The 13,643-nt window shown below is 71.5% G+C and carries 6 protein-coding genes and 1 pseudogene; 4 read left to right on the top strand and 3 right to left on the bottom strand.

Annotation, left to right across the window (positions count from 1 at the left end; translation table 11 throughout):
- The first annotated feature begins 51 nt into the window (after nucleotides 1–51).
- The 4 genes and pseudogenes from ABZ622_RS31710 (at nucleotide 52) to ABZ622_RS31695 (ending at nucleotide 10,758) form a co-directional block, all read left to right on the top strand.
- Entirely contained in the window at nucleotides 52–1,095 is a 1,044-nt protein-coding gene (locus ABZ622_RS31710) for a LacI family DNA-binding transcriptional regulator (RefSeq protein ID WP_360549130.1), read from the top strand.
- Between the two features lie 407 nt (nucleotides 1,096–1,502).
- Nucleotides 1,503–2,879 (top strand): annotated as a pseudogene (locus ABZ622_RS31705) (alpha-amylase family protein); the annotation flags it as partial.
- Between the two features lie 333 nt (nucleotides 2,880–3,212).
- Nucleotides 3,213–8,531 carry a pullulanase-type alpha-1,6-glucosidase gene (gene pulA, locus ABZ622_RS31700; RefSeq protein ID WP_360549074.1) on the top strand — a complete coding sequence of 1,773 codons (5,319 nt, stop codon included), beginning with the start codon at nucleotides 3,213–3,215 and terminating at the stop codon, nucleotides 8,529–8,531.
- A 190-nt stretch (nucleotides 8,532–8,721) separates the two neighbouring features.
- The gene (locus ABZ622_RS31695; protein WP_360549073.1) at nucleotides 8,722–10,758 is read left to right on the top strand and encodes an NB-ARC domain-containing protein; all 2,037 of its coding nucleotides are present in this window, start codon (nucleotides 8,722–8,724) and stop codon (nucleotides 10,756–10,758) included.
- 43 nt (nucleotides 10,759–10,801) lie between these two features.
- On the opposite strand, the gene ABZ622_RS31690 is transcribed toward ABZ622_RS31695, so the two are convergent.
- The 3 genes from ABZ622_RS31690 to ABZ622_RS31680 all read right to left on the bottom strand — a co-directional run bounded on the left by ABZ622_RS31690 (nucleotide 10,802) and on the right by ABZ622_RS31680 (nucleotide 13,587).
- Nucleotides 10,802–11,524: a TetR/AcrR family transcriptional regulator gene (locus ABZ622_RS31690; RefSeq protein WP_360549072.1), complete on the bottom strand. Its 723-nt coding sequence runs from the start codon at nucleotides 11,522–11,524 to the stop codon at nucleotides 10,802–10,804.
- A 72-nt stretch (nucleotides 11,525–11,596) separates the two neighbouring features.
- Complete coding sequence (locus ABZ622_RS31685; protein ID WP_360549071.1) at nucleotides 11,597–12,679, bottom strand: PDR/VanB family oxidoreductase; 1,083 nt, start codon at nucleotides 12,677–12,679, stop codon at nucleotides 11,597–11,599.
- Nucleotides 12,680–12,681: 2 nt separating this feature from the next.
- Nucleotides 12,682–13,587 (bottom strand): metal-dependent hydrolase, encoded by a 906-nt coding sequence (locus ABZ622_RS31680; RefSeq protein WP_360549069.1) that lies wholly within the window; start codon nucleotides 13,585–13,587, stop codon nucleotides 12,682–12,684.
- Nucleotides 13,588–13,643: the final 56 nt, after the last annotated feature.

Here is a 13,643-nt window from a genome sequence, read left to right as displayed (position 1 = left end):
ACTGACGACAACGCCGCAGATGTGCGTGCCGGCCCCCGCGAGCCCGGCAAGATCCGGAAGAGAGGCCCTGGGTCCGGTGCGCCGAGACTCTCGGACATCGCCGGCCAGGCAGCGGTCAGCGAAGCGACCGTCAGCCGGGTGCTCAACGGGAAACCGGGCGTCTCGGAGACCACCCGTCAGCGGGTGCTCGCGGCGCTGGACATCCTGGGCTACGAACGCCCCGTACGGCTGCGGCAGCGCAGCGCCGGGCTGATCGGACTGGTGACGCCCGAACTCACCAACCCGATCTTCCCGGCGTTCGCGCAGTCCGTCGAGCAGGTGCTGGCCGGGCACGGCTACACCCCGGTGCTCTGCACCCAGATGCCCGGCGGCGCCACCGAGGACGAACTCGTCGAGCAGCTCGTGGAGCGCGGCGTCGGCGGGATCGTCTTCATCTCCGGGCTGCACGCCGACATGTCGGCCGACCCGGCCAGGTACGCCGCGCTCACCGAGCGCGGCGTGCCGTTCGTCCTGATCAACGGCTACAACGAGCGGATCAGCGCGCCGTTCGTCTCGCCCGACGACGCCGCCGCCGTGCGGATGGCCGTCGGGCACCTCGCCGACCTCGGCCACAGCCGGGTCGGTCTGGCGATCGGGCCGCAGCGCTATGTGCCGGCCCGCCGCAAGCGCGAGGGGTTCGTCGACGCCGTCGTGAACCTGCTGGGCCTGGACCGGGCCGAAGCCGAACTCCTCGTCTGTCCCACGCTGTTCAGCGTCGAGGGCGGCCAGGTCGCGGCCGGCGCGCTGCTCGACCAGGGGTGCACGGGCATCGTCTGCGGCAGCGACCTGATGGCGCTGGGCGTGGTGCGCGCGGCCCGGGAGCGCGGGCTCGGTGTGCCGCGCGACGTGTCGGTGGTGGGTTTCGACGACTCGCAGCTGATCGCGTTCACCGATCCGCCGCTGACGACGGTGCGCCAGCCGGTCCAGGCGATGGCCGCGGCGGCGGTGGGCGCCCTGCTGGAGGAGATCGGCGGCAGCCCCGTGCAGCGTACGGAGTACGTGTTCCAGCCGGAGCTGGTGGTCCGGGGATCCACCGCCGCACTCCGGGGCTGCTGAGGCCCGCGGGGCCGGGCGGCACAGGAGAGGCACCGGGGATCGGCCCTGGATGGGCCTGCGGGGAGTGAGCGACCCCGGGTGCCCCTCTTGTCCGTGACCGGCCCGGCCGGCCGGGCGCGTGGGGTCCGGGATCGCCGGAACCCCCGGCCGACCGGACCGGAGTCGGGAGAAACTTAACAGCGCTGCAATGTTTTGCGTAAGACCTTGCAGGGAGAAAACTGCTGTATTTCCTGGATGTGAGCGGACGATGTCCAAAGGGTTGACCGAGGGCTGACAGGCTCGTACGGTCGGCGTCGCGGCAAGGTTTGCATTCTTGCAGCAAGAACCTTCAGGAGCCTTGAGGGCAGGGCGCGTTGCCACGTGAGGCTGCACCGTCACCCGCATTTCCCCCCACAGCAGGAGGAAACATGGCACGCAGACCACTGTCCGCGGCGCTCGCCCTGGCAGCAGGCGCCGCCGCCCTCGTGGCCCCCACCACGACCGCCCAGGCGTCCACCCCCGGCGACAAGGACGTCACCGCGGTCCTCTTCGAGTGGAAGTTCGACTCGGTGGCCAGGGCCTGCACGGACTCCCTCGGCCCGGCCGGCTACGGCTACGTACAGGTCTCGCCGCCCCAGGAACACATCCAGGGCGGCCAGTGGTGGACCTCGTACCAGCCGGTCAGCTACAAGATCGCCGGACGGCTCGGCGACCGCGCCTCCTTCGCCGCCATGGTCAACACCTGCCATGCCGCCGGCGTCAAGGTCGTCGCGGACTCCGTCATCAACCACATGTCGGCCGGATCGGGCACCGGCACCGGCGGCTCCTCGTACACCAAGTACGACTACCCCGGCGTGTACTCCGCGGCCGACATGGACGACTGCACCGCGCAGATCAGCAACTACCAGGACCGCGCCAACGTCCAGAACTGCGAACTCGTCGGCCTCGCCGACCTGGACACCGGCGAGGACTACGTACGCGGCCGGATCGCCGCCTACCTGGACGACCTGCGCTCCCTGGGCGTGGACGGCTTCCGGATCGACGCCGCCAAGCACATGCCCGCCGCCGACCTGGCGAACATCAAGTCACGGCTGAGCGACCCGGGCGTCCACTGGAAACAGGAGGCGATATACGGCGCGGGCGAGGCCGTCTCGCCCGACGAGTACACCGGCACCGGGGACGTCCAGGAATTCCGGTACGCCCGCGGCCTCAAGCAGGTCTTCAACAACGAGAACCTCGCCTATCTGAAGAACTACGGCGAGGGCTGGGGCTTCATGCCCTCGTCGAAGGCCGCGGTCTTCGTCGACAACCACGACACCGAGCGCGGCGGCGACACGCTGAACTACAAGGACGGCGCGAACTACACCCTCGCCAATGTCTTCATGCTCGCCTGGCCGTACGGCTCGCCCGACGTGCACTCCGGCTACGAGTGGTCCGACAAGGACGCGGGCCCGCCCAACGGCGGCACGGTGAACGCCTGTTACATCGACGGCTGGAAGTGCCAGCACGCCTGGCGCGAGATCTCCTCCATGGTCGGCTTCCGCAACACCGCGCGCGGCGAGGCCGTCACCGACTGGTGGGACGACGGCGGCGACCGGATCGCGTTCGGCCGCGGCGCCAAGGCGTACGTCGCGATCAACCACGAGGGCTCCGCGCTGACCCGTACGTTCCAGACCTCGCTGCCCGCCGGTGACTACTGCGACATCCAGTCCGGCAACGGGGTCACGGTGAACGGCTCGGGCCAGTTCACCGCGACCCTGGGCGCGAACACGGCACTGGCCCTCCAGGTGAACGCCCGTACCTGCGCGGCCACCTGACCCGGCAGGAGCGCCCCGGACCGCCAGGTGACCCGGGCCCGGGGCTGAAGCAGACGCACCGCAGACCGTGAGGCGCCCCGTGATGTGCGGCGCCCCGGGGCGGGGGCGTACCAGGGCGATCCCCGCAGGACGAAGCAGTGACAGGACGGCTCGCTCGCGGTGCCGGACGAGTCCACGCAGTCCGAGGAGACGCCCTGGCGGGCCCCCGCCCCCACCCCGCCACCCGACGAAGACCGCCCACTCCGAGCCGCCACTCCGAGCCCCCTCACCCCGAGACCCCCCACCCCGAGCCCCCCACCCGTCCACAAGGAGACCCAGCCAGTGTCCCGTTCCACCCTCAGGCGGGGAGCCGTCGCCGCACTCTGCGCGGCGCTTCTCCCCGTCGTCCCGGCGGCAACCGCGTCGGCCGCGCCGAGACCCCCGGGCCCGCCCTCGGACGCGAAGCTCGCCCAGGCGCCCTCCCGGCACGACCTGACCCGCGAGCAGTTCTACTTCGTCATGCCCGACCGGTTCGCCGACGGCGACAGGTCCAACAACCGCGGCGGGCTCACCGGTTCGCGCCTGGAGACCGGGTACGACCCCACGGACAAGGGCTTCTACCAGGGCGGCGACCTCAAGGGCCTGACAGAGCGGCTCGACTACATCAAGGGCCTGGGAACCACCGCCATCTGGCTCGCCCCGATCTTCAAGAACCGCCCCGTCCAGGGCACCGGCAAGGACGCCTCGGCCGGCTACCACGGCTACTGGATCACCGACTTCACCCGGGTCGACCCGCACTTCGGGACCAACGCCGACCTGACGAAGCTGATCGACAGGGCCCACGCCAAGGGCATGAAGGTCTTCTTCGACGTCATCACCAACCACACCGCCGACACCGTCGACCACGCCGAGAAGACCTACGGCTACCGGCCGAAGGGCGCCTACCCGTACCTGGACGAGAACGGCCGGCCGTTCGACGACAGCAAGGGCCTGGCGAAGGTGAACGCGGACTCGTTCCCGTACACCCCGCGGAACACCGGGAACGACAAGGTCCCGGCCTGGCTCAACGACCCGGCGATGTACCACAACCGGGGCGACTCGACGTTCGCCGGCGAGTCCGCCGAGTACGGCGACTTCTCCGGGCTGGACGACCTGTGGACCGAGCGGCCCGAGGTCGTCTCCGGCATGGCGGACATCTACCGGAAATGGGTCCGCGACTTCGACATCGACGGCTTCCGGATCGACACCGTCAAACACGTCGACCTGGACTTCTGGACCCAGTGGGCGACCGCCCTGGACACCTACGCGGCCAAGCACGGCCGCAAGGACTTCTTCATGTTCGGCGAGGTCTACTCCGCCGACACCGCCGTCACCTCGCCCTACGTCACCCGGGGCCGGCTCGACGCGACGCTCGACTTCCCCTTCCAGGAAGCGGCACGCCAGTACGCCTCCCAGGGCGCCCCGGCCTCGAAGCTCTCCGCCGTCTTCGGCGACGACTACCGCTACACCACCGAGAGGGCCAACGCCTACGAGCAGGTGACCTTCCTCGGCAACCACGACATGGGCCGCATCGGCACGTTCCTGAAACAGGACAACCCGAAGGCCGACGACGCGGAACTCGTCGAACGCGCCGAACTCGCCAACGAGCTGATGTTCCTGGGGCGGGGCAACCCCGTCGTCTACTACGGCGACGAGCAGGGCTTCACCGGCGCGGGCGGTGACAAGGACGCCCGCCAGACCATGTTCGCCTCGAAGACCGCCGACTACCTCGACGACGACGAACTGGGCACCGACCGCACCCACGCCACCGACGCGTACGACCCGAAGCACCCCCTGTACCGGAACATCGCCGCGCTCTCCGAACTCACCCGGAAGAACCCGGCCCTGCGTGACGGCGTCCAGACCGAGCGCTACGCGCAAGGGTCCGTCCGCGCCTTCTCCCGCACGGACCCCGAGAAGCCCAACGAGTACCTCGTGGCCACCAACAACGGCACCGCCCCGAAGACCGTCGAGCTGCCCACCGCATCCGTCGGGATGAACTTCCGCACCCTGTACGGCGGTTCCTCGACCGTCCGCAGCGGCTCCGACAAGAAGGTCACCGTCACGGTCCCCGCCCTCTCCAGCGTCGTACTGCGCGCCGAGAAGCCGATGGACGACCCCGCCGCCAAGCCCTCGATCACCCTGAAGGCGCCCGCCGCCGGGGCCACCGGCACCGTCGAGATCTCCGCCGACGTCGACGGCGGCGGGCTGAACCGGGTCGTCTTCGCCGCGCAGACCGGCAACGGCGAGTGGACCACGCTCGGTTCCGCCGACCACGCCCCGTACAAGGTCACCCAGCACCTGGACGGCAAGGTGGCGGCCGGCACCCCGCTGCGCTACAAGGCGGTCGTCGTCGACCGCACCGGACGCACCGCCGGCGCCCTCGCCGCGACCACCGCCGGGCAGGCCCCGGTGGAGCCGAAGCCCGTGGCCGTCGAACGCGACTACGCCGTCGTCCACTACAAGCGCACCGACGGCGACTACGAGGGCTTCGAGCTCCGGTCCGGCGACACCACGGCCGGCTTCACCGGACGCGACGCCTACGGAGCGTTCGCCTGGGTCAAGCTCGAAGAAGGCGCCACCACCCTCCCGTACACCGTCGAGAAGGACGGCACCGCCGACGGGCCGCAGCGCACCGTGGAACTCGCCAGGACCGGACAGGTCTGGATCGAGCAGGGCAAGGACGGCCAGGCCGACAAGGCCCCCGACGGCGCCTACCCGCCGCAGGACACCACCAAGGCCGTTCTGCACTACTACCGGCCCGACGGCGACTACGACGGCTGGGGGCTGCACACCTGGACCGGCGCCAAGAACCCCACCGACTGGGCGAAGCCCCTCCAGCCGGCGCAGAAGGACGCCTCCGGCGTCACCTTCGAGGTGCCGCTCACCGACGGCGCCACCTCGCTCAGCTACATCCTGCACAAGGGCGACGAGAAGGACCTCCCCAGCGACCAGTCGCTCGACCTCGCCACCTACGGGCACGAGGTCTGGATGCTCGGCTCGACCCTCGGCTACCTGCTGCCCCAGACCGGCGGCGCACCCGCCCCCGACCTCACCGGGGCCGAGGCGCAGTGGATCGACGCCGACACCGTCGTATGGAAGGTGAAGGCCACCGGGGCCACCAGCCAGCAGCTCGTCCACGCGAAGAACGGCGGCATCTCCGTCGTCGACGGGGCGCTCTCCGACGAGGGCCAGTGGCTGCGGCTCACCCCCTCCGCGCTGACCGACGCCCAGAAGGCCGAGCATCCGAACCTCAAGGACTACCCGGCGTTCACCGTCGACGCCCGGGACCGGGACAGGGTCCGTGAGGCGCTGCGCGGTCAGCTGATCGCCACCCAGCGCGCCGCCAACGGCGCCCTGCTCGCGGCCACCGGCGTACAGAGCGCGGGAGTGCTCGACGACCTGTACGGCAAGCACGCGGCCGGCGCCTCGCTCGGCCCGGTCTTCGACCGCCACGGCCGGCCCACCCTGTCCGTCTGGGCGCCCACCGCCCGTACGGTCTCGCTCGAACTCGACGGCAGGGCCGTCCCGATGCGCCGCGACGACCGCACCGGCGTCTGGTCCGTCACCGGCAGGCGCGACTGGACCGGCAAGCCCTACCGGTACGTCGTGAACGTCTGGGCGCCCACCGTCCAGAGGCTCGTCACCAACAAGGTCACCGACCCCTACTCCACCGCCCTGACCACCGACTCGGCCCGCAGCCTCGTCGTCGACCTCGACGACGCGAAGCTCGCACCCAGGGGCTGGAGCACGCTCCGCAAGCCCGCCGCCGTACCGCTGCGCGACGCACAGATCCAGGAGCTGCACATCCGCGACTTCTCGATCGCGGACCGCACCTCGGCCCACCCCGGCGAATACCTCGCCTTCACCGACACCCGCTCCGACGGGATGAAGCACCTCAAGCGGCTCGCGGACTCCGGCACCAGCTACGTCCATCTGCTGCCCGCCTTCGACATCGGCACCATCCCCGAGAAGAAGTCCGCACAGCAGAAGCCGGCCTGCGACCTCTCCGTGTACGCCCCCGACTCCGCCGAGCAGCAGGCCTGCGTGACGAAGGCAGCCGCGAAGGACGCCTTCAACTGGGGCTACGACCCGCTGCACTACACCGTCCCCGAGGGCTCGTACGCCTCCGACCCCAACGGCACCGGGCGCACCGTCGAATTCCGGCAGATGGTGCAGGGCCTCAACAACGCCGGTCTGCGGACCGTCATGGACGTCGTCTACAACCACACCGTCGCCTCCGGCCAGGACGACAAGTCCGTACTCGACCGGATCGTGCCCGGCTACTACCAGCGGCTGCTGGCCGACGGCACCGTCGCCACCTCCACCTGCTGCGCCAACACCGCCCCCGAGAACACCATGATGGGCAAGCTGGTCGTGGACTCGGTGGTCACCTGGGCCAAGGAGTACAAGGTCGACGGCTTCCGCTTCGACCTGATGGGCCACCACCCCAGGGCGAACATCCTCGCCGTCCGCGAGGCGCTCGACGCGCTGACCGTGGCCAAGGACGGCGTCGACGGGAAGAAGATCATCCTGTACGGGGAGGGCTGGAACTTCGGCGAGATCGCCGACGACGCCCGCTTCGTCCAGGCCACCCAGAAGAACATGGCCGGCACCGGCATCGCCACCTTCTCCGACCGGGCCCGCGACGCCGTACGAGGCGGCTCCCCGTTCGACGAGGACCCGGGCGTGCAGGGCTTCGCCACCGGCCTCTACACCGACCCCAACACCTCGGCCGCCAACGGCACGACGGCCGAACAGAAGGCCCGGCTGCTCCACTACCAGGACCTGATCAAGGTCGGCCTCACCGGCAACCTCGCCGACTACACCTTCACCGACTCCTCGGGCCGCACGGTCAAGGGCTCCGGAGTCGACTACAACGGCGCCCCCGCCGGATACGCCGCGGCCCCCGGCGACGCCCTCGCCTACGCGGACGCCCACGACAACGAATCGCTGTACGACGCGCTCGCCTTCAAGCTCCCGGCGGGCACCCCGGCGGCCGACCGGGCCCGCATGCAGGTCCTGGCGATGGCGACGGCCACCCTCTCGCAGGGGCCCTCGCTCTCCCAGTCGGGCACCGACCTGCTGCGCTCCAAGTCCCTGGACCGCAACTCGTACGACAGCGGCGACTGGTTCAACGCCCTGCACTGGGACTGCCGCGACGGCAACGGCTTCGGCCGCGGGCTGCCGCCGGCCGCCGACAACGAGCCCAAGTGGTCCTACGCGAGGCCGCTGCTGGCCGACGCCTCGCTCAACCCCGGCTGCGCGCAGATCGACGGCGCCTCCGCCGCGTACCGGGACCTGCTCACCATCCGCTCCACCGAGCAGGACTTCTCCCTCGCCACCGCCGGGCAGGTGCAGTCCGCCCTGTCCTTCCCGCTCTCCGGGAAGGACGAGACCCCGGGTGTGATCACCATGCGGCTCGGGAAGCTCGTGGTCGTCCTCAACGCGGCCCCCGGCACCACGACGCAGCAGGTCGCCGAACTGGCGGGGAAGCGGTACGCACTGCACGCCGTCCAGGCTGCGGGCGCGGATCCTACTGTCAAGAAGTCCACGTATGACAGGAGTTCGGGAAGATTCACCGTCCCGGGACGTACGGTGGCGGTGTTCACCCTGAGTTGAGCCCGGACAGGGCTAAGTTGGAAGGCAGCAGCCGTCGGGGAATGCCGCAGCACCGCACCCCCGGCGCGCCCTCCCACCCCCCGGCCGGTCCCGGCCCCTCTCCGGACGGCACAGGCGTCCCCGCATGCCTGTGCCGCACCGGAACCAGGGTCCGGGACCGGCCGGTCCACCTGTTTCAGCGACGGTGACCATGGCGAGCAACATCCCCGAGGAGACCACGAGCTTTGTCGGACGGAAAGCCGAACTTGCCCGGCTCGAACACGCCCTCGCCACGCACCGGCTGACCACGCTCACCGGCAGCGGTGGCGTCGGCAAGACCCGGCTCGCGGTCCGCGCCGCCCGCCAGGCGGCGGCCGGACACCGCGACGGCGCGTGGTGGGCCGACCTGTCACCGCTGCACGACGACGGACTGCTCATCGCGACCGTCTCCGACGCCGTCGGGCTCTCCGACCACACCCTGCGCATGCCTATCGACGCCCTGTGCGAATGGCTCGTCGACAAGGAAATGCTGCTGATCCTCGACTCGTGCGAACACCTGCGCTCCGCCTGCGCACACCTGCTCGGCGAGATCCTCACGACATCGCCCGGCCTCACCGTGCTCGCCACCAGCCGCCAGCCCCTGAATATCAAGGGCGAACAGGTCGTCGAGGTGGACCCGCTGCCCGTCGAGGGCGCGGCCGACGCGCTGACGCTGTTCCGGGACCGGGCATCCGTGGCGGCCCCGGAACTGGCCCTGGACGAGCCGGGGAACGCGGAGGCCGCCGCCGAGATCTGCCGCCGCGTCGAAGGCATTCCGCTCGCCGTCGAACTCGCGGCCGGGGCCCTCGGCCGGGACACCGTCCAGCATGTCGCCGCGCGGATCAGGACCTGCTTCGACGTGCCCGCCGACGCCTCGATCTGGCCCCCGCGCCACCGCACCCTGCGCACCGCCATCGGCTGGAGCCACGAGCTGTGCACCCCGCTGGAGCGGCTGCTGTGGGCCCGGCTGACGGTGCTGCGCGGCGACTTCGACGAGGCCGCCGCCCGCGAGGTCTGCGCCGGGGGACCGCTCACCCCGGACGGTGTGACCAGGGCGCTGAAGGGCCTGGTCGCCAAGTCCGTCGTCGGCCGGGACGGTTTACGGCACCGCATGCTCGACACCATCCGCGAGTACGGACGGATGTGGCTCGCCGAACTCGGCGAGGAACGGGCCGCCGCCGACCGGCACGCCGCCTGCTTCCTGGGCCTCGCCCGCAACGCCCACGCCGGCTGGACCGGCGACGACCAGATCAGCTGGTACCACCGCATCGCCGAGGCGCACGCCGACCTCTGCGCCGCCCTGGACCACCTGCTGGCCCACGACACCGCGGCCGCCCAGGAGATGGCCGGCCGGATCGGCTTCTTCTGGTGCTGCTGCGGCCATCTCCCGCAGACCCGTGAATACGCCCGGCGCGCCCTGGCCGCCGGACCGGCCGAGGGCCCCCACCGCACCCGGGCCCTGTGGGTGCTGGGCATCACCGTCATGCTCCAGGGCGACTACCCGGCCGCCCGCCGGGTGGGCCGGGAGTGCAGCAGGGAAGCCGCGCGCGACGGCACCGACGAGGGCCTCCTCGCCGCCGCCTATCTGTGCGGCCTCACCCATCTGATGACCGGCCGCCCCGAGGCCGGCCTGCGCGAGGTCGACCGGGTCCTGCGCTCCACCGGCAGCGCCACCCCGCTCGAAAAGGCCTACCGGCTGCGCTGCCGGCTCATCACGGTCTTCGCCCTGACCGGCCTCGGGCGGCTGGACGAGGCGGCGGAGGCGGCCGCGGTCCTGCGCGCGGTCTGCGAGGCCCAGGACGAGTGCTGGACCCGCAGCTACGTCGACTACCAGCTCGCCCTGATCGCCCTGCTGAAAGGCGACGCCGAGACCTCCGCCGCCCACGCCCGCTCGATGCTGGCGGGCAAGCACCGCATGCGCGACCGCTTCGGCATCGCGCTGGGCCTGGACATCCTGGCCGCGGCGATTGCCGCCCAGGGCGCGGGCGCCCGCGCGGCGAGGGTCTACGGCACCGGGCAGGTGTACTGGCGGATGGTCGGCCAGCCACAGCGCGGCACCCCCGAACTGGAACCGCTGCGCGCGGCATGCGAACGCCAGGCCCGCGAGGCCGTCGGCGACGCCGCCTACCAGCGGGCCTTCGAACGGGGCCGGGCGGACAACGCGGAGGTCGGCCTGGCGGCCGCACTCCAGGGCGAACTACTCATGTAGGGGCGCCTGCCGGGTGACCTCCGACAGGGCTCCCGCCCGCCGGCTACGGCAGCCGCTGCGTGGGAACGGCCGGTACGGCGGGCGCCAGTTCGGAAAGGCGGTTCAGCAGCTCCCCGAACGGGCCGTCCGCCGGCTCCTGGCCGAGCACCCGCAGCACGATGCCCGCCATCTCCGTGTCGTACGCGGCGCTCACCGCGGCCAGCGCGGCGAAGTCGTGCACCAGCTGCACCTCCAGCTCCTCGCGCGGAATCCGCCGCCCGTCCAGCCAGATCAGCGCCGTCGACTCGGCCAGCGACACCCAGGAACGCACCACCAGCTCCAGCCGGGCCGGCGGATCCTCCACCCCCAGGTGGGACAGGATCTGCTCGCAGGCGGCCTGCCGCACCCCGTCTATCATCGCGTTCGCCGTCGACGACCCCGCCGCGGGGCCGCCCCGCATCAGCGCCGAGAACCCCGGACCGTGCTCTTCGACGAAGTCGAAGAACCGCCCCATCACCCTCAGCAGCCTGGTGCCGAGCGGACCCTCGCGGGGCTCCACGAACCGGGCCGCCAGCTCGTCGGCGGCCCGTCGCAGCGCGGCCTCGTACAGGCTCTGCTTCCCCGGGAAGTAGTGGTAGACCAACGGCCGCGAGATCCCCGCGGCGGCCGCGATCTCGTCGATCGACACCTCGTCCGGGGCGCGGTGACTGAACAACTCCAGCGCGACACCGATCAATTGCTGTCTGCGCTCCTCGACGCCCATCCTGCGCCGCACCCCGGTCGTCATGGTGGACAGCGTACCGAGTGGGGCGGCGGGGCAGGGGCGGCGGGCGGCCCCGACCTCGCCGCCCCACCGCTCCTACAGATCCAGCACCAGCCGCTCGCCCCGGCACCGGGACACACAGATCAGCATCGAGTCGTCCCGCTCCGAGTCCGTCAGGAGTTCGTCGCGGTGGTCGATCTCGCCCTCCAGGACGCGCTGTTGACACGTCCCGCAGAAGCCCTGCTCGCAGGAGTACGAGACGTACGGCAGCTCCTCGCGGACCGCCGCCAGCACCGACCGGTCCGCCGCCACCCGGACCGTGCGGCCGGAACGGCGCAGCTCGACCTCGAAGGGGGCGGAACCGGCCGACGAGGCGGCCGCCGCCGTGAAGCGCTCCAGATGGAGGGTGCGGCCGGGCGGGAGGGCGGCGGTGACCGCGTCCATCAGGGGTTCGGGGCCGCAGCAGTGGACGGCCGTGCCCTCCGCCGTCCTCGCCAGGGCCGCCGCGGCGTCCGGGTGGCCCGCCTCGTCCTCGGCGACCACCGTCACCCGGCCGCCCTCCGCGCCCAGCTTCTCGATCTCGTCCAGGAACGGCATCGAGGCGCGGGTCCGTCCGCCGTACAGCAGCCGCCAGTCGGCGCCCGAGGCGGCGACGGACCGCAGCATCGGCAGGATCGGGGTGATGCCGATGCCGCCCGCGACGAACAGGTACGCGGGCGCGTCGGCGAGCGGGAAGCGGTTGCGCGGGTCGCGGATCTCCACCTCCTCGCCCTCGTGGAGCCGCTCGTGGACCTCGCGGGAGCCGCCCCGGCCGTCCTCGACCAGCCGTGCCGCGATGGTGTACGTGCCGGAGTCGGCCGGGTCGCCGCACAGCGAGTACTGGCGGACCAGGCCGGAGGGCAGCAGGAGATCGAGGTGCGCGCCGGGCTGCCACGGCGGCAGGGCGGAGCCTTCGAGCCGGAGCTGTACGACGCCCTCGGCCGGGGTGGTCCGCTCGGTGATCAGCAGCCGGCGGGTGGCGGTGGTGCGGCGCTCGGAGTGGCCCGAGACCGGTTCCTCCAGGGCCGGCAGCGGCCACAGCGGGGAGTTCTGGATCCGGCGGTGCAGGGCGCGCTTGGCCAGCAGTGCGGCGCCCGCGACCAGGACGACGGTGCGCAGGCGGGGCAGGGGGAGCGGCATGGTCAGCTGGTTCCCGTCATACGGGCCTCGGCGGCGGTGGCCGCGGGCGAGCGGTCGAGATAGTCGATGGCCTGGGCCGTGCTGCCCTCCTGCGAGGGGTGGTAGTCCCGGCTCAGATAGCGGGGGACCGAACGCAGCAGATCACCGGTGGCGGGCAGGGTGCCCCGCTTGCCGCTGGTGTAGAAGTCCTTGAACGAGCCCTTGCCGTTCAGCAGGCTCGGGTCGTTCGCCATGAAGAAGCGGATGCCGCGCTGCCAGAGGAAGACCAGCGCGCTGAACGCCGTGGCCCAGGTGCGGGCCCGGCGCGGGTAGCCGCCGTCGACATGCATGAACACCTCGAACGCGACCGAGCGGTGCTCGACCTCCTCCGCGCCGTGCCAGCGCAGCAGGTCCAGCATCATCGGATCGGCGCCGCGCCGGTCCAGCTCGTCGGCGTTCAGCACCCAGTCGCCGAGGAAGGCGGTGTAGTGCTCGATCGCCGCGATCAGCGCCACCCGCTCCATCAGCCACCACTTGCGCGCCCGGCCCGGCGGCAGCGTCCGGTCGCCGAGCAGCTTCTCGAAGAACCAGTCGACCTGTGCGGTGTACGGCGTCGGGTCGAGACCGAGCTCCTTCAGGCGGGGCAGGACGTCGTCGTGCGCCTGGGAGTGCACGGCCTCCTGGCCGATGAAGCCGATGACGTCCTGGCGCAGCCGCTCGTCGTGGATGTACGGCAGCACCTGCCGGTACACGTGGATGAACCAGCGTTCCCCGGCGGGCAGCAGGAGGTGGAGCACATTGATGGTGTGCGTGGTGAACGGGTCGCCCGGCACCCAGTGCAGGGGGGTCTTCTCCCAGGCGAAGGAGACCTTGCGGGCCTTGAGAGGCGTCCGCTCCGCGGCGACCGGCACCGGCTGCGTGTTAGACATATTGTCAATGTACTGAGAGGTAAGCCGCCGGAACAGAGGCGTGCGTCGAATTCCTG

This window comes from Streptomyces sp. NPDC007164 (assembly GCF_040634135.1).
GTDB classification, from domain to species: Bacteria; Actinomycetota; Actinomycetes; order Streptomycetales; family Streptomycetaceae; genus Streptomyces; species Streptomyces sanglieri.
This window is presented reverse-complemented; position numbering and strand designations above follow the sequence as displayed.